Source organism: Pseudomonas sp. BW7P1 (genome assembly GCF_024981055.1).
GTDB lineage: Bacteria > Pseudomonadota > Gammaproteobacteria > Pseudomonadales > Pseudomonadaceae > Aquipseudomonas > Aquipseudomonas bananamidigenes.
In genome coordinates, this window is the sequence record NZ_CP103374.1 from 4,450,311 (window position 1) to 4,468,135 (window position 17,825).

14 protein-coding genes are annotated in these 17,825 nt (G+C 56.9%); 7 read left to right on the plus strand and 7 right to left on the minus strand.

Annotation, left to right across the window (positions count from 1 at the left end; genetic code table 11):
* Position 1 precedes the first annotated feature (1 nt).
* The gene (gene kdpA / locus NWV16_RS19995; protein WP_260520463.1) at positions 2-1,696 is read right to left on the minus strand and encodes a potassium-transporting ATPase subunit KdpA; all 1,695 of its coding nucleotides are present in this window, start codon (positions 1,694-1,696) and stop codon (positions 2-4) included.
* 8 nt (positions 1,697-1,704) lie between these two features.
* Positions 1,705-1,794 (minus strand): K(+)-transporting ATPase subunit F, encoded by a 90-nt coding sequence (gene kdpF, locus NWV16_RS20000; RefSeq protein WP_007963673.1) that lies wholly within the window; start codon positions 1,792-1,794, stop codon positions 1,705-1,707.
* Between the two features lie 365 nt (positions 1,795-2,159).
* Here kdpF and eat point away from each other — a divergent pair, with 365 nt between their 5' ends.
* Both eat and NWV16_RS20010 read left to right on the plus strand, forming a co-directional pair.
* Positions 2,160-3,524 (plus strand): ethanolamine permease, encoded by a 1,365-nt coding sequence (gene eat / locus NWV16_RS20005; protein ID WP_260520464.1) that lies wholly within the window; start codon positions 2,160-2,162, stop codon positions 3,522-3,524.
* Between the two features lie 118 nt (positions 3,525-3,642).
* On the plus strand, positions 3,643-3,810 hold the full coding sequence (locus tag NWV16_RS20010; protein ID WP_065257130.1) for a DUF2897 family protein: 168 nt from the start codon (positions 3,643-3,645) through the stop codon (positions 3,808-3,810).
* Positions 3,811-3,855: 45 nt separating this feature from the next.
* Here NWV16_RS20010 and NWV16_RS20015 read toward each other — a convergent pair whose 3' ends face one another.
* Positions 3,856-4,707, minus strand: coding sequence for an urea carboxylase-associated family protein (locus NWV16_RS20015; RefSeq protein WP_260520465.1), 852 nt, complete (start codon positions 4,705-4,707; stop codon positions 3,856-3,858).
* 176 nt (positions 4,708-4,883) lie between these two features.
* Between NWV16_RS20015 and NWV16_RS20020 the strand changes: the two genes are divergently transcribed.
* On the plus strand, positions 4,884-5,441 hold the full coding sequence (locus tag NWV16_RS20020; RefSeq protein ID WP_260520466.1) for a TetR/AcrR family transcriptional regulator: 558 nt from the start codon (positions 4,884-4,886) through the stop codon (positions 5,439-5,441).
* Here NWV16_RS20020 and fabF read toward each other — a convergent pair.
* From fabF to NWV16_RS20040, 4 genes are all read right to left on the minus strand, one after another.
* Complete coding sequence (fabF, locus tag NWV16_RS20025) at positions 5,438-6,712, minus strand: beta-ketoacyl-ACP synthase II (RefSeq protein ID WP_260520467.1); 1,275 nt, start codon at positions 6,710-6,712, stop codon at positions 5,438-5,440. The genes NWV16_RS20020 and fabF overlap by 4 nt on opposite strands.
* Before the next feature lie 32 nt (positions 6,713-6,744).
* The gene (locus NWV16_RS20030) at positions 6,745-7,539 is read right to left on the minus strand and encodes an SDR family oxidoreductase (protein WP_260520468.1); all 795 of its coding nucleotides are present in this window, start codon (positions 7,537-7,539) and stop codon (positions 6,745-6,747) included.
* A 216-nt stretch (positions 7,540-7,755) separates the two neighbouring features.
* The gene (locus tag NWV16_RS20035) at positions 7,756-8,091 is read right to left on the minus strand and encodes a ComEA family DNA-binding protein (RefSeq protein ID WP_260520469.1); all 336 of its coding nucleotides are present in this window, start codon (positions 8,089-8,091) and stop codon (positions 7,756-7,758) included.
* A gap of 110 nt (positions 8,092-8,201) precedes the next feature.
* Entirely contained in the window at positions 8,202-10,196 is a 1,995-nt protein-coding gene (locus NWV16_RS20040; RefSeq protein WP_260523556.1) for a polysaccharide biosynthesis protein, read from the minus strand.
* A 416-nt stretch (positions 10,197-10,612) separates the two neighbouring features.
* On the opposite strand from NWV16_RS20040, the gene NWV16_RS20045 reads away from it, so the two are divergent.
* The 4 genes from NWV16_RS20045 to NWV16_RS20060 all read left to right on the plus strand — a co-directional run bounded on the left by NWV16_RS20045 (position 10,613) and on the right by NWV16_RS20060 (position 17,823).
* Positions 10,613-11,590 carry a glycosyltransferase family 2 protein gene (locus NWV16_RS20045; RefSeq protein ID WP_260520470.1) on the plus strand — a complete coding sequence of 326 codons (978 nt, stop codon included), beginning with the start codon at positions 10,613-10,615 and terminating at the stop codon, positions 11,588-11,590.
* 108 nt (positions 11,591-11,698) lie between these two features.
* Complete coding sequence (locus NWV16_RS20050) at positions 11,699-12,535, plus strand: ABC transporter permease (protein WP_260523557.1); 837 nt, start codon at positions 11,699-11,701, stop codon at positions 12,533-12,535.
* A complete protein-coding gene (locus NWV16_RS20055; protein WP_260520471.1) occupies positions 12,525-13,937 on the plus strand; it encodes an ABC transporter ATP-binding protein in 1,413 nt (470 codons plus the stop codon). Before NWV16_RS20050 ends, NWV16_RS20055 begins: the two co-directional genes overlap by 11 nt.
* 4 nt (positions 13,938-13,941) lie before the next feature.
* Complete coding sequence (locus NWV16_RS20060; RefSeq protein WP_260520472.1) at positions 13,942-17,823, plus strand: glycosyltransferase; 3,882 nt, start codon at positions 13,942-13,944, stop codon at positions 17,821-17,823.
* Positions 17,824-17,825: the final 2 nt, after the last annotated feature.

Consider the following 17,825-nt stretch of genomic DNA (forward strand, 5'->3'; position numbering starts at 1 on the left):
CTTAGAAGCCCATGCTCAGGTGTTCAGCGATCGGGCCCGAAGCCAGGGTCGGCAGGAAAGTCAGGCCGCCGACCAGCAAAATGGTCACGGTCAGCAGGGTCACGAACAGCGGGCCGTGGGTCGGAAAGCTGTTCTGGCCGATCGGTGCGGTTTTCTTCATTGCCAGGCTGCCGGCCAGGGCCAGTACCGGAAGGATGTAGCCGAAACGTCCGATCAACATGCCCAGACCGAGCATCAGGTTGTGGAACGGGGTGTTTGCACTCAGGCCACCGAATGCCGAGCCGTTGTTGGCACTGGCCGAGGTGTAGGCGTACAGCAACTGGCTGAAGCCATGAGGACCGGGGTTGCTGATGGTGGCCGCCGGGCCAGGCAGGGCCGCGGCAATCGCGCCCAGTACCAGCACGCCGACCGGCATCACCAGCAAGGTCACGACCAGCAGTTGCACCTCACGGGCCTGGAGTTTCTTGCCGAGGTATTCCGGCGTCCGACCGATCATCAGACCGGCGAGGAACACCGCGATCAGCACGTTGAGCAACATGCCGTAGAGACCGGCACCGACGCCGCCGAAGATCACTTCGCCGACCATCATGTTGACCAGCGCCACCATGCCGCTGAGCGGGTTCAGGCTGTCATGCATGCCATTGACCGACCCGTTCGATGCAGCGGTGGTGGTCACCGACCAGAGCACGGTGGCGGTAGTGCCGAAGCGCGATTCCTTGCCTTCCAGCGGTGCAGTCTGTTCGACGGCCACGTTGTTCAGCGCAGGGTTTGGCTGATACTCGGCCCACAGCGAAGTGGCGCCGCCGATCAGGAACAGCGCGAGCATGCAACCGATGATGGCGCGGCTCTGACGCAGATCCTTGACGTAGTGGCCGAAGGTGAACACCAGCGCCACCGGGATCAGGATGATCGAAGACACTTCAAACAAATTGCTCCACGCGGTCGGGTTCTCGAACGGATGCGCCGAGTTGACGCCGAAGAAACCACCGCCGTTGGTGCCCAGTTGCTTGATCGCAATCTGGCTGGCCGCAGGGCCGAGCGGGATCACCTGATCGACGCCTTGCAGCGTCACCGCGTTCACGTATTGCGCGAAGGTCTGCGGCACGCCCTGCCACACCAGATACAGCGCCAGCACCAGGCACAGCGGCAGCAGACCGTAGAGGGTGGCACGGGTCATGTCGGCCCAGAAGTTGCCGAGGGTCTTGGCGGATTTGCGACCGATGCCGCGGCACAACGCGACCAGCACGGCGAGGCCGGTGGCGGCACTGACGAAGTTCTGCACCGTGAGGCCGACCATCTGGCTCAGGTAACTGAGGGTCGCTTCACCGCTGTAGGACTGCCAGTTGGTGTTGGTCATGAAGCTGACAGCGGTGTTGAACGCCTGGGTCCACTCCTGGCCCGGCAGGTTTTGCGGGTTCAGCGGCAAGTGATCCTGGAACAACAGGATCGCGAACAACAGCAGAAAACCCGCGAGGTTGAACGCCAGCAGCGCCAGCGTGTACTTCTGCCAGCCCTGCTCGTCCTGCGGATCGACCCCGGCAATGCGGTAACAGCCGCGCTCGACCGGGCCAAGAATCGGCGTCAGCCAGGTGCGCTGACCTTCCATCACCTTGTAGTAGAAGCGCCCGAGGAACGGCGCCGGCAGCAACACCAACGCGAAAAACGCGAGGATCTGCCAATAGTCATAACTGTGCATAACCGCTCCTAGTTCCGATCCGCGCGCAACAGCGCAACCAACAGATAAATGAACAGCCCCGCTGCCAGCAGCAGGGACACCCCGTCCAGAACGCTCATGGAAGATCTCCGTGTTACGGCGTATTGCCGCGTGTGGAGGCATTGTCGGAAAGGAGGCTGTAAAGGAACGAGACCGAGGGTGCGGGCGGCGCATAAAGAAAGCGTAAAGAGTGGCTTTACGCGGGCGTTACAGCAGAGTTTTGCGTCGTGTGGACGAGTGCATTTCTAAATGTGGGAGCGGGCTTGCCCGCGAAGACGGCAGCACAGACAACAGCGCACCCAACTGGCGCACAATTTTGTGGGCATTGAGCCGCGAACATCCCCGATACGACAGCTTTCAGCCCATTGCGACCCGACAATACAAAATGGCACGCGCACTGCACACGCCCTCCCCGGGCTTTCCAAACCGTTCAGGGAGCAAACGCATGAACACACAACTCAAACCCACGCTGGGTACGTTGCACCTGTGGGGCATCGCGGTGGGGCTGGTGATTTCCGGGGAGTATTTCGGCTGGAGTTACGGCTGGGGCGTCGCTGGAACACTGGGCTTTCTGGTGACCTCGTTCATGGTCGCGACCATGTACACCTGCTTCATTTTCAGCTTCACCGAACTGACCACAGCGATCCCGCACGCGGGCGGGCCGTTTGCCTACAGCCGTCGGGCATTCGGTGAAAAAGGCGGATTGATCGCAGGACTGGCGACGCTGATCGAATTTGTCTTCGCCCCACCTGCCATTGCCTTGGCAATTGGCGCCTACCTCAACGTGCAGTTTCCGGCCCTCGATCCGAAACACGCCGCTGTCGGCGCGTATATCGTGTTCATGGGGCTGAACATTCTTGGTGTGAAATTGGCCGCCACCTTCGAGTTGATGGTCTGCGTGCTGGCCGTCGCCGAGTTGCTGGTGTTCATGGGCGTGGTCGCTCCGGCCTTCAGTTTCAGCAACTTCGCCCTAAATGGCTGGGCCGGCGCAGACGTGTTCGGTGCACCGGCGATTGCCGGAATGTTCGCAGCCATTCCGTTTGCGATCTGGTTTTTCCTTGCGATTGAAGGTGCGGCCATGGCGGCCGAAGAAGCCAAGGATCCGAAACGCACGATTCCCAAGGCTTACATCAGCGGCATCCTGACTCTGGTGCTGCTGGCGATGGGCGTGATGTTCTTTGCCGGTGGCGTCGGCGACTGGCGCGCCCTGTCGAACATCAACGACCCGCTGCCACAAGCAATGAAAGCCGTGGTCGGCGACAACTCCGGCTGGCTGCACATGCTGGTGTGGATCGGCCTGTTCGGTCTGGTGGCGAGTTTTCACGGGATCATTCTCGGCTACTCGCGCCAGTTCTTCGCCCTCGCCCGCGCCGGTTACCTGCCCGCCTCGCTGGCGAAACTGTCGCGCTTCCAGACACCGCACCGGGCGATCATTGCCGGCGGCGTGATCGGCATCGCGGCGATCTACAGTGACGGCCTGATCAACCTCGGCGGCATGACGCTCACTGCCGCAATGATCACAATGGCCGTGTTCGGCGCCATCGTGATGTACATCATGAGCATGCTCAGCCTGTTCAAGCTGCGCAAAAGTGAACCGAACCTTGAGCGGACTTTCCGTGCGCCGTGCTACCCGTTGATCCCGTTCATCGCGCTGGTGCTGGCTGTGGTGTGCCTGATAGCGATGGCCTGGTTCAACGCACTGATCGGCTTGATTTTCCTGGGTTTCATGGCCGTCGGCTTCGGCTACTTCTTGCTCACGGGGCAATTGCGCGCGAACGCGCCGGCGGACGCCATGCTGACCGGGCTTTGACCGCCCCGGGCATAAGCGGCCTAGAATGGAACCACTGCGATTTCCCATCGCTCAAACGTGGTAAGCAGCATCGCCGGCAAAATCCTCGCCGACCGAGCTGTCATTAAGGAGAGCCGCTATGCCCTGGTATGCCTGGTTGATTCTGGTCGTTGCAATCGGCTCGATCGTGGGGGGGCTGATGATGCTGCGCGACACCGCCAACAAGGTCGAACTGACCGAAGAACAACGTCAACGCGTTGCCGAGCGCAATGCCGAAGCGGATATCAAGGACGCGCAGGACCGCTGAACGAAAAACCCCGCCAGAATCGGCGGGGTTTGTTTTTGACGGCGGTTATTGTTCCCACTCGGCCTTGGCAATGTGTAAACCATGCAGGCCTTTGTATGCCGCGCGTTCCGGTTGGCTCCAGCCTTCGAGCAGCTCATTGTCCAGACGATAGATCTCCACACCGAGCGGACGGCACACACTGAGCGGATCCTGCGCATCCGGCCCCCACATCGCCAGCGACAGATCACCGCCGGGACACGTCGACAATGCACACAGCAAGTCGATTTCCGCGAAGAACTCCAGGTAGTCGCCCTTCTGTGCCGGACAGGCCTTCATGAAATACAGGTCGTCGTGATTCAGGCCCGTGCACTGGAAGATGTTCAACACGTCGTGCACGTCGAATTCGGTCAGACCATGCGGTAGCACGGCACGGGTCAGATTGGAATGGCAATGATGATGGAAGTCTTCGCCGGTGAGCATTTTGTTCACGTACGGATCGCATCGTGTGCCGAGCAAGTCGTGCAGACGCCCACCGTGCTCGTCGATGCCGTAATCGGCCAGGCTGTCGTCGGTGATGGTCACCAGTGGCCGCAGAAACGGCAGATTCGACCAGAGGCGATCATGAGTGCTGACATGCGCACCTTGCAGTTGGCGGGTGCGCGCCGCCCACATCCGTTCGCAGGGATCGTGGGCATTCCACACATTGAAGTCGCCCACCTGCGGCCCCACCGGTGTGGTGACACGAAACACATGGCCCGCCGGAACATGCCAGGCGCGGCCGGTGCGGATCGGCACTTCGAATTGTTCGATCAGGGTTCGCGCCTCCTTTCTGTCGCGAATCTGTTCGTAGAACGGTGCATTGACCTGCAAGGCCGAGCCTTTACTGACCTGATAGGCGGCCGGATAGTCTTTGAACATGGTTCTCCTGCTCCTTCGGTGATGGCAACTTTGTGAGCTGCAACCACTATCCGTGCCAACCCGTTGCTGGCTGTTAGGAACTTGTTGGGTTCACCGGCAGGTTTTTTAGAAGTAGAAGTACAGTCACCATTCAATTTGCATTGGTTAAGATGGCGGTCTTGTTGCGGAGAGTCTAAATGCGTTACTCGCAAGATCATAAAGCCCAGACCCATCAGCGCATCATCAAGGAAGCGTCCGAGCGGTTTCGCAAGGACGGCATCGGCGCGACCGGCCTGCAACCCTTGATGAAAGCGCTGGGGCTGACCCACGGCGGCTTTTATTCGCATTTCAAATCCAAGGACGATCTGGTTGAAAAAGCCCTGCAAGCGGCCGGTGACCAGGTTGCAGGTTTGTGCGAGGAGCTGTTCGCTCAGGAGAAACCGCTGGAAGCCTTCATCGATACCTACCTCTCCGAGTGGCACCAGACCTCGCCTCATGAAGGCTGCCCGCTGCTGACCATTTCTTCGGAGCTGGGATTGCGCGGCCAACCGAGCCCGACCAGCGACGCCGTGCTCAAGGCGCGTCTGGATCAGATCCAGAACACTCTAGATGGCGAGAACGCGGCCGAGCGCAGCATCGTCATCATGGCAACACTGGCGGGCGCGCTCCTGCTCTCACGTAGCGTCGCGGATGCCGGGTTCGCCGAACAGATCCTCGACGTCACCCGCGAACACCTCAAGCGCTCCGAAGACTAAGCCTGCCAGCGCTTGAACAGCACGCTGGCATTGACCCCACCGAAACCGAAGCCGTTGGACAGCGCGTATTCGATCGGCATCGACCGCGCCTGACCGTGGACGATATCCACGCCCACGCTGGCCGGATCGGGGTTGTCCAGATTGAGGGTCGGCGGCACCGCCTGGTCGCGGATCGCCAACAGCGTGAAGATTGCTTCCAGGCCTCCCGCCGCACCCAGCAAATGCCCGGTCGCAGATTTGGTCGAGGTCACGGCGATTGAGTTTTTCGCTCCAAACACCGACTTGATTGCAGCCAGTTCACCCAGGTCGCCAACCGGCGTCGAGGTCGCATGCGCATTCAGATGCTGCACCTGATCCGGCGCGATGCCGGCCTGAGCCAGCGCCAACGTCATGGCTCGCCGGGCACCGCTGCCGTCTTCCGGCCCGGCGGTCAGATGATAGGCATCGGCGCTGGTGCCGTAACCGACCAGCTCGGCCAGTGGTTGCGCACCGCGTGCCAGTGCATGCTCCAGCGACTCGATCACCAGCAGACCGGCACCCTCGCCCATCACGAAACCGTCACGCCCGCTGTCGAACGGGCGCGATGCACGTTCGGGTGTATCGTTGTAGCCACTGGAGAGCGCCCGCGCCGCTGCAAATCCGGCAAGGCTGACCCGGTCGATGCATGCTTCCGCACCGCCGCACACGGCAATGTCGGCCTCGCCGGTACGAATCAGCCGAGCGGCATCACCGATCGCCTGCACACCTGCAGCACACGCGGTGACCGGTGCACCAAGCGGCCCCTTGAGTGCGTGCTGGATCGACACATGACCCGCCGCGAGATTGACCAGAAACGATGGAATGGTGAACGGCGACAAGCGTCGCGGACCACGGCTGTCAGTTGTGCGCACGGCATCGGCAATCGCGCCGAAGCCGCCGACACCTGAACCGATGATGGTGGCCGTGCGTTCCTGAGCTTGAGATTCCGTCGGGTGCCAGCCCGCCTGTTCAAGCGCCTGCCGTGCAGCCTCCATCGCGAACAGAATGAAACGATCCATTTTCTTCTGTTCTTTGGGCGGCGTGGCGCGATCCGGATCGAAACCCGCTTCGGCGTCCTCCTCCACCGTTGGCACCACGCCGCCGACCCGGGTCGGCAGATCGGCAATGACCGCTTCCGGCAGATTTCGCAATCCTGAACGCCCGGCCAGCAAGCGCTGCCAGACGACTTCAACATCACTGCCCAGGGGCGACACCAGGCCCATACCCGTGACAACTACTCGACGCTGATCCATATCGGGTTGACCTCTCACGACTCAAAAGTCTTTTACTTGTATCGGCTGGCCGCCGAGCTGTGGGACAGATTGGGCGCCATCACATGACGTGCAGCAACAAAGGCTTGCCATTCACCGGCATCGGGCAGCGAAGGAATCGTCACGAGTTCGCCCTGATCCAGACCCGAAAGCGCCGCATCCACCATCTCACCCGCCTCCATGACCATCTCCGCCGGAATACCGCTGGCATCGAAACCGGAGCGATCCCAGATTTCAGTGCGGGTTACCCCCGGCAATACTGCTTGAACCTTGACACCCGTACCTTCGAGCTCGGTATTGAGCGACTGAGTGAGGCTCAACACGTAGGCCTTGCTTGCACTGTAGGTGGCATTGAAGCGCTCGGGGAACAAGGCGACCACCGACGCGATATTGATGATCGTGCCACGCCCGGCGGTGGTAAATGCCGACGCCGCGGCGGCGGCCAGGCGGGTCAGGGTTGTGACATTCAACTGAATCAGTTGCTCCAGTGCCTCGGGATCGGCATTGGCCAGCAAGCCATTGACTGCCACCCCCGCATTGTTGACCAGGAGGCTGATGCTGGAATCGCTGCGCAGTCGCTGCTCAAGCTTGAGCACTTCATCCTTCTGCGTCAGGTCGGCCTTCAGCACTTCAACCTGAACACCGTGTGCTTCTCGCAGTTTGCTAGCCGCGGACTCCAGACGCTCCTGGTCGCGAGCCACCAATAACAGGTCAAAACCACGTGCCGCCAACCGCTCGGCGTACACCGCACCGATGCCGGAAGAAGCGCCCGTGACAAGCGCTGTACCTTGGGATTTCGGGGAATTCATGACGATACTCCTGGAGTGCGTAAGAGATGAGCGACCGCTGAAAAGCAGGTGGCTTCAGTGGCGACTGAAATTATTATAGGCATAATCTGAAAGCAATATGATAGTCGTAATTTTACATGTTCCGACGGAAAGACCCCCTGCCCCCTTGCAGCCCTTCAGGACCAGGAAGCAAAAAGGGCCGGTCAATGACCGGCCCCTTGGCGTTGAACAATCAGCTTAGTTCACTTCCAGCTTGTCGCGATTGCGATCCAGGATCGCCTTGCCGATCCCCTTCACTTCCAGCAATTCATCCACCGACGCAAACGGCCCATTTGTTTCACGATAAGCAACAATTGCCTTCGCCTTGGCCTCGCCCACGCCTGCCAGTTCCTTTTGCAGAGTGGCCGCGTCGGCACTGTTCAGATCAACTTTCTGATTTTCAGAAGCGGCTGAAGCGTCCATCACCACAGGCGCCTTGTTCGCTTCGGAAGACGCCAGGGGCGCAGCAATAGCGGCAATCGAAGCGCTGGTCAGCAAGGCAAAAATCAGGGAATAGAAATATCCGGTACGCATAAGTGACGCTCCATCATCAATTGGGAAAGCAGCTTTTCCGAAGCTGCTCTCCAAACTTAGGCGATGATGGGAGCCTGTCAAAAACGCGTCCGTTACAGGATGTGAAACAATCAGGGTTCGAGACGGCGCTGCTGATGAATCCAGTCGACGATCTCGCCGTCGGGGGTATAGCCGCTGACGGTTTCACGCAGAAGCTGGCGGACGCGAGAATAATCATCCGCGTCGACTGCAGCGAGCAATTCACCCAACCGGGATTTGAGAACATCCCATGGCAAGTGGTCCTCACTGGCAGTCATGATCATCGGATGCGGCGTCGCGGCGACGTTGTCGCCGATCAGCAGTTCTTCATAGAGCTTCTCACCGGGACGCAACCCCGTAAACTCGATGGAAATATCGCCCTGTGGATTGCGCTCGGAACGGATGCTCAAACCGGAGAGATGAATCATTTTCTCGGCCAGCTCCACGATTCTTACCGGCTCCCCCATGTCCAGCACGAACACATCGCCGCCCTGCCCCATGGAACCCGCCTGAATCACCAGTTGGGCGGCTTCCGGGATCGTCATGAAGTAGCGGGTGATCTTCGGGTGGGTGACCGTCAGGGGACCACCGGATTTGATCTGGCTGTGAAACAGCGGGATCACTGATCCGGAAGAACCCAGCACATTGCCGAAACGGACCATGGTGAAGCGGGTCTTGTTGACACGGGAGACGTTCGACTTGTCACCGAACAATACCGGCGCGACTTCACGACTCAACGCCTGAAGCGTGAGCTCCGCCAGACGCTTGGTGCTGCCCATGACGTTGGTCGGACGAACGGCCTTGTCGGTCGAGATCAGCACGAAATTCGAAACGCCCGACTGCAACGCCGCTTGCGCCGTGTTGAGCGTACCGATCACGTTATTCAACACGCCCTCGGCGATGTTGTGCTCGACCATCGGCACATGCTTGTAGGCCGCCGCGTGGTAAACGGTGTCGACCTTCCAGGTTTTCATCACATCCAGCAGTTTGTCCTGATGGCGGATCGAGCCGAGAATCGGCAGCAAACGAACAGGGGTCGACTCGCGACTGCCACGTTGTTCGAGCTCAGACAGAATGCTGTAGAGATTGAACTCGCTATGTTCGAACAGGAGAAGCGTCGTCGGCTGCAGCGAAAATATCTGCCGGCACAGTTCGGAACCGATGGATCCTCCTGCGCCAGTGACCATTACCGTCTTGCCCTTGATACAGCGCTCGAGCAAATCCGGCTGAGCCGGCACTGCATCACGCCCCAGCAGGTCGGCAATATCGACCTCTTGAATGTCCTCGACTTTTACCCGACCACTGGCCAGGTCAGTAAAGTTGGGAACGCTGCGAACGTGCAGCGGGAAACCTTCCAGGAAGTTGAGAATTTCCCTACGGCGGGCGCGAGTAGAAGAAGGCAGCGCCAGCAGAATCTCCTGTGCTCCCGTTACATCAATCATCTGCTGAATATGTTTGGGTTTATAGACCTGCAGACCCGAGATGGATCGATCGACAATACTTGCATCATCATCAATAAACGCCACGGGCCGCATCACACGCCCCATACGTAAGGCGGCAACCAATTGATTACCCGCCACGCCAGCACCATAGATGGCAACCTTGGTCAGACCGTCGTCACGGTTTGTGAACGGTACATGCTGAACACCAGTGAACCAGTCGCCCATGAAGTATTGACGCATGCAAAGGCGCAGGCCACCGATGATGACCAGACTCAACCACCAGTAATTGAAAATGATGGATCGCGGGACTACGGCCTCGTGATTGCTGTACCAGAAGACGACGAGTGCAAGAATCAATGAAGACAGACTGACAGCCTTGATGATGGCTATCAGTGCATCATTGCCGAAATAACGCATCACGGCACGATACATGCCGAAACGGATAAAGAGAGGAATTGCAATGGCTGGTGCAGACGCGAAAAGCCACAGATGAATTTTGAACGGGTTGTACATGTCGTCTATCCCTAGACGCACGATGAACGCGAGCCACAAGGCAACCCAGACCAAAACGATGTCTGTGGCCACCTGCAACAAACGCTTTCGACGCCGGGGCAACCCCAGCAGCCGTGTCTTCACTCTATCCATAAACTCTTCGCTCAATAGGTTCTCTCCCTTACCTGAAACATCGCAGCCTGATCCTGCCAGAGACGGGTGCCCCGGGTGCGCAGAAATCGATGCCTTGAAAAGTGCCATACCCGAATCAAGGTTCGACAGCGATAACGAGCCAATAATTCATGTACCTGAATGATGGCATACAGCTCAACACCCCCCAAGCATCACGGTCAAAAGAATTGCGAGTATAGAAAGCCAGTCTGCAGGTCAAAGGCCTCGCGACAAATGGGAGGAAGCGCAGGATAAGGGTACCACCCGTTTTTCCCTGGCGCCCGACCCGATCCGCATGCGAATTCGCGCCGTGTAAAACCTTGATAAACCCGGTAAACTAATCAGCTTCGTGACGATGTCCAAACCAATTCGCCACCATGGAAAGAGCGCTCAAACTTGTGTCAAATCAACCGCTGCCCGCCACAGTAACAACGCTGAGCAGCCCTGCAGAAGATGTCGGGGATGTGGCCATATTACTCTGCACTTACAATGGCGGACGCTTTCTCAAGGAGCAACTCGACTCTATTGCTGCGCAGACCCATCCAGACTGGACTGTCTACGCTTCGGACGACGGTTCTACGGACGAGACACTTGAAATCCTGCAACATTACCGCGAGGCATGGGGTTCGCAGCGGCTGAAAATAAGCAAGGGACCCGAGCGCGGTTTCTCGATCAATTTCCTTTCTGTACTCGGACAGGCTTGTGGTGAGCATACGTATTACGCGTTTTGTGACCAGGATGATATCTGGCACCCTGCGAAGCTGCAAAACGCATTGGACTGGCAGCGCCACCAACCCAGTGAAGTCCCATCCCTGTATTGCGGCCGCACTCGGATCATTGATACCACGGGACGGGCTATCGGGCTTTCTCCATTGTTCGCCAAGCGTCCAAGTTTCGAAAATGCGCTGATGCAGAGTCTGGCGGGTGGCAACACGATGCTGATCAATCAGGCGGCGTGTTCCCTGCTGGCGGAAACCCCCATTGATGCGCAACTGGTTTGCCATGACTGGTGGGCTTATTTGCTTATCAGTGGCTGCGGGGGAAGCGTCTTCTACGATCCGGTTCCGACCTTGGACTATCGCCAGCATGCTCAAAACGTTATTGGTGCCAACACTTCGTTTATGAGTCGAATGCGTCGCCTGACAAGCATGCTCAAAGGCTCGCTGCACGACTGGAACAACACAAACATTGCCGCGTTGAACAGACTTCAAAAGCGATTGACCGATCACAATCTGACAGCCCTCCATCGCTTTGAACAGGCTCGCAGCGCGCCGTTGACAACCAGAATAACGTTGATGTTGAAAAGCCGGTTTTACCGGCAAACCCTACTCGGTAATCTCGGTCTGGTCATGGCCGTTCTGTTCAGGAAGATCTAGCGATGGATTCAATCACCTTTGACGAAACTTCGCATCCTGGAACTCCCTGCAGGTAGTGCGTCACTTTTGCCTTCCAGCGTTCACAAATTCATTCTTTTGGGTATTTTAATGAGTGTTCCGCAAAAGACATCGAGCCTGTACGGCCTGTCCAAAAATCTGTTTTTGCACCGCCACTTGATCTATCAGATGACCAAGCGTGAGGTTATCGGTCGATACAGGGGCTCAGTGCTAGGTCTGCTTTGGTCTTTTCTCAACCCATTGATGATGCTGAGTGTCTACACCTTTGTATTTGCTGTTGTATTCAAGTCGCGCTGGGGTATCACTCCGGCAGGTACCGAAGAAAGCAAAACCATGTTTGCGATCATGCTTTTCGCCGGTCTGATCGTGCACGCCGTTTTCGCAGAGGTCATCAATCGCTCACCCAGCGTTGTGTTGAGCAACGTCAACTATGTGAAAAAGGTAGTTTTCCCGTTGGAAGTTTTGCCCATCATAACTTTAGGCGCAGCGCTTTTTCATGGATTGATCAGCCTGACTGTCCTCGTCCTTGCGTACTGTATTTTCCAGGGCATGCCTCATCTGACTACACTACTGGTTCCGGTCGTCATGCTGCCTCTGCTGATACTGACGCTGGGCCTCGCATGGGTACTGGCATCGCTGGGGGTTTATCTGCAGGACGTGGGCCAGACGACCGGGATTATCACGACTGTAATGCTGTTCCTGTCGCCAGTCTTTTTCCCGTTGCATTCCTTGCCCGAGCAATATCAGACCCTCATTTTGCTCAACCCCCTCACGTTCATCATCGAACAAATGAGGGAAGTTGTGATTTGGGGAAGATTGCCTGATTTCATGGGGCTTGGTGTTTACCTGCTTATTGCTCTATTAGTCGCCGCAGCAGGTTATGCGTGGTTCCAGAAAACAAGATCGGGTTTTGCTGATGTCCTCTGAATTGCTAGCAACGAATCCAACTGAAGCATCGGTGCCCGCATCGAATCTGGCTATTCGTGTTGAAAATCTGAGCAAATGTTTTCACATCTACGAACGCCCTCGTCAGCGCCTTCAGCAATTGCTTCTGGCCCCGATCAGAAACCGGCTTCAGGACGCCCACGTCAAGTACTATCGCGAGTTCTGGGCACTCAAGAACATAAGTTTCGAAGTTTCTCGCGGCGAAACCGTGGGCATTATCGGAAAAAACGGCTCCGGAAAATCCACGTTGCTACAGATCATCTGTGGCACGCTCACCGCTTCCGGAGGCACGGTTGAAGTAAATGGACGAATTGCCGCCCTGTTGGAGCTGGGATCTGGATTCAACCCAGAGTTTACCGGTCGAGAAAACGTTTATCTAAATGGTTCGATTCTTGGACTAAGCCGCCAGGAAGTCGATCAACGCTTCGCTGAAATCGAAGCATTTGCAGACATCGGCGAGTTCATCGATCAACAGGTCAAATCCTATTCCAGCGGTATGGCGGTGCGACTTGCTTTCGCAGTAGCCATTAACGCCGACCCGGAAATCCTTATCGTCGACGAGGCACTTTCGGTTGGCGACGAATTGTTTCAACGCAAGTGCTTTTCCAGAATTGAGGCCATTCGACAACAAGGCGCGACGATTTTGTTCGTGTCCCACGCGGGCAGCGCCATCGTCGAACTTTGCGACCGGGCAATCCTGCTCGACAGCGGCGACAAACTGACCGAGGGCGCACCGAAACAGGTCGTGGGCAACTATCAGAAAATGTTGTATGCCGCCGCAGACCGCCGGGCAATCATTCGCCAGCAAATTATTTCGGGGCAGGCACCCACAGGTATCGACCCTCAGACAGAGGAACTGGCGCCGCCAGAGCCCGAACAAGAGATTGAGGAGAGCTTCGACCCCGATCTCAAGCCCAACAGCACAATCGAATATGAAGACAAGGGTGCGCGCATTCGAGACGCTGGCATTTTTACCGAATCTGGTATCAAAGTGAACAACCTGGTTCGCGGACGCAGCTATCTCTACCGCTACATCGTCGACTTTTCTACCATCGCAGAACGCGTTCGGTTCGGCATGCTGATCAAGACCGTGAGCGGCGCGGAACTCGGCGGTGCGGTTTCCGCCCCTTCGGTAGCAGACTCAGTCGAGTGGGTCGAGGCCGGCAGCAGCGTACAGGTCCAGTTTCGGTTTTCCTGCAACCTGACACCCGGTATGTATTTTCTCAACGCTGGCGTCACCGGCATCTCCGATCAGGTTGAAACATTTCTACATCGTGCCCTGGACGTAGCGGCTTTCCGTGTCATCACGGAGTCCGGCTGTCTGGCCACCAGCATCGTAGACTTCCATTGCGTGCCGACGCTGACAATTTCCCAAGGCATCTAAATCAATGAATACCAAAAAAATCATCATTGTCCTGGGCATGCATCGCAGTGGCACCAGCGCCCTCACCCGAGGCCTGAGCACCATAGGCGTCGCCTTGAGCGACGATCTACATCCTGCCGGCCCTGACAATCCCACCGGTTTTTGGGAAGACAGCGATGTCATTGCCATCAATAACCGGATTCTCGGCTTGCTGGGCTCGGCACATGATCGCATGGGCGTGATCGACGCCAATGTTTTCGAATTGCCCGGGATTCAGGAAATTTATAACGCCGCCAAATCGCTGGTGACGCAAAAAACAACATCGACTTCAATGTGGGGAATCAAGGATCCGCGCATTACACGATTGCTTCCATTCTGGCAAAAGCTGCTGAACGAACTCGGCTTCGAAATCGGTTATGTCATTGCCTTGCGCAACCCGTTGAATGTTGCAGCATCACTGACCGCACGCAACCAACTCCCGCCAGTCAAATCCTATATCCTCTGGCTGGAACACATGCTGCAAGCCGTGGCATGCACCCATTCTGAAAGTCGATTGATTGTAGGTTATGACTATCTGCTGAGTGATCCAGGCAAGCAGCTCCTGCGGATATCCAGCACTCTGGGCCTGCAGGCGCCCACCCCGGAAGAGCTGGCGAGCTACTCAAAAGAGTTTCTGGACACCAACCTGCGTCATGGCCGACACGACGATGATGAACTGCTGAAGAGCCATATCGAGCCCGCCATTCTCGCGCAAACTTATGAGTTGCTGCGTGAATGTGCACTTGACGAGCTGTCCATCAACAGCGATGAATTCGAACAACAGTTTCAACCTCTGATGTCGGCACTACGACGGATGCAGCCGATGTTGCAACTTGTATCCCAAGCCGAAGCTGCAACTGTCGCTGCCAACGAAGAAATTGTGGCCAGGGATCGCCAGATTGAAGCCCTGAACACGCACATCCAGCACCTGAATTATAACAACGAGATCTATCTGGCGACCGAGACCGAGAAGTCTTCCAGTTTCGCCGCTCTGAAACATGAACAATCCTTACTCGAAAGTGCTCTGTCGGAGCAGACTGCCCGCAATAATGAACTGACGTCCGAACTCGGGCAGTGCCAGTCGGCACTCGAACTGGCCACAGCCCGTGAGGTATCGCTCAAGCAACATGTCGCCGATCTGACGTTGTCGCTGAATACCGTTCACAGCAACTTGCTGACGACCACCGAACAGGTCGATACGCTGAGCAATGCCTGGGCGACGTTCTTCGTATCCAGAACCTGGAAGCTGTTTCGCGTTTTCAATAAAAAAGCCACCAGACCGGTCATCCCGCTGCCCAATGGCAATCAGTTCGACGACCACTTTTATTTGAGGACGTACCCAGACGTGGCCGCCTCGACTCTAAGTGCACGGGAACACTTTCTGGGCGCAGGCCTTCGTGAGGGTCGCCAGGCGTCAGCCAGCCCGGTCCCCTCTGCCCTCCATGAAGCAACAATATTGCAATCATCAGCGCTCGTGGAAGTAAGCGGTGAGGAAGAGCGAGAGGTAGAAAAAGAAGACGTCGCATTTGACCGCGACTTTTATCTTGCCATGTACCCTGACATTGCCGACTGTGGAATTGAACCGGAACAGCATTTCCTGTTGCACGGTCGACATGAAGGCCGGATCGGAACCGTGCCGCAGGTCAAACTGAGTCGCCCGCTCAATAATGACGAACACGGCAAGCCGACTGTATTGCTCGTCAGTCATGAAGCATCGCGTACCGGTGCGCCGATTCTCAGCCTCAACGTTGCACAGCACCTGACACAGCGCTTCAATGTCGTCGCACTGCTTCTGGGACCTGGCAACCTGACTGAGGCCTTCCTCGAATCAGGAGTGATCGTTGCGGGCCCATTGGACCGAAGCAGCGCGACGGGCGCGTCCCTGGCAGTCAGCGAGTTTTTGAACACCCATAAAATCGACTTTGCGATCGTCAACAGCCTGGAATCCAATGTGGTGCTCAAGCCGTTGGCCGACCGCTTCATTCCCGCAGTCAGTCTTATCCACGAGTTTGCGATCTACACCCGCCCGCAATCCGCCATTCAAAATGCATTGCTGTGGGCAAGTCAGACGGTGTTTTCCTCACGAGCAACGTTAGACAGTGCGGTGCAAGCACTGCCGCAACTCGGCGACTGCAGCATTCCAGTGTTGGCACAAGGCAAAAGTATCGTGCCGGGTGAAGCACAGGACGAGAAATTCGTCGTCGCTGAAAAACTTCGACTCCAGCATGCCATGCGACCAAAGGATCAGGACGCCGATACTATCGTCATCCTTGGCGCCGGCCGCGTTCAATTGCGCAAGGGTGTCGATATCTTCATCGAATGCGCCACGCGGGTCATCAACTCCGCGATCGGTCACAAATGCCGTTTTGTCTGGATCGGCGATAACTATAATCCCGAGACCGACATCGCTTATTCGGTTTACCTGCTGGATCAGATTCAGCGCAGCGGCATTGCTGAACAATTTACGATCATCACCGAAACTGCACAGATCGAGGAGGTTTATGCCATGAGCGATATGTTGCTGCTCAGCTCACGACTCGATCCGCTACCGAACGTCGCTATTGACGCCATGCTGCACCGCCTGCCCGTACTATGTTTTGACCGGACCACAGGTATCGCCGAAATACTCAAGCGCAACGATCTTGAATCGGCGTGCGTGGCGCCCTACCTCGACACTGGCGACATGGCGGACAAAATCATTCGTCTGGCTTCCTCCAATAGCGTCAGAGCGGACGTGGGCGAGCGAGTGAAGGCTATCGCCACCCGCGAGTTCAACATGCCTGACTACGTTGCAAAACTGGTAGACATCGCCACTCAACTGGAAGCGTCGAGCCGTCAGGAACAGCAGGACAGTGCCACGATTTCCGAGGCAGGTGTACTGGACATCGATTTTTACACGCCCGCCAACGTGCACTTGAAGAATGCGGATGAGGCCGTGCGTCGTTATGTTCGCTCATGGAGTCGAGGCATACTTCGTCGCAAGCCATTTCCAGGTTTTGATCCGAGGCTCTATCAGGAACTCAATGCAGACGCGGTCGGTCAGCAAGACCCTCTTGCCCATTACCTTCGCGCGGGTCGTCCGCAAGGGCCGTGGAACCAGACTCATTTCGACTGGAAAAAACCTCACTCGGTGTTGGGGGACCGTGCAGTTCTTTTGTACCTCAGTGTCGAATCGCCTCAACACCTGCTCAATGCACTGGACAAGATTACGGTCTCAGGTGTCCGCGTGACCTTGATCGTACTGACCAGCGATGAAGCAATGCGAGTTGCGCTGCACAATATGCTTGAGACCGAGCGTAACCTGACACTCGATATCCGGGTGTACGAGCGAGGAAGTCTTTGGGCAATGCTTGAGCATTTGACCGAAGCCCGCTATCAAGACTACGACCTGATCGGCCATATCGATCTGCAAACAGACCCGGTGAACCCGGAATTCACCAGCCGCTCGGCCTATCATCACTTCCTGATGGAGAACTTGATCGACGGCAAACATCTGGCATTGAGAACCATTGCCAGTCAGTTGTCTGACCCCGACAGCGCCCATCCGATCGGACTTGTGTTCCCTGACGATCCAAACATAAGCCACCTGGCATCAGATGAAGCACTGCTCGCCAGCCTCTGCAAAGTTCTAGACATTCAAAAGGCAGATTACGAGTATCAGCCGTATCCGGTAAACGGGGCGTTCCTTGGAACTCCTGCAGCACTATCGCCGCTTGTCAACTCCTTGTCGGCGCTGAAATCGGCAACGAAGCAGATGCGCCTTTCACCGCAAGTGGAAAGTCGGATCATGGCTCGTCTACTGCCGCAAGCCTGCGCCAGCAAACGAATGCACATGAAAACCACAGTCGTTGCCGGTGTCACTTACTAATC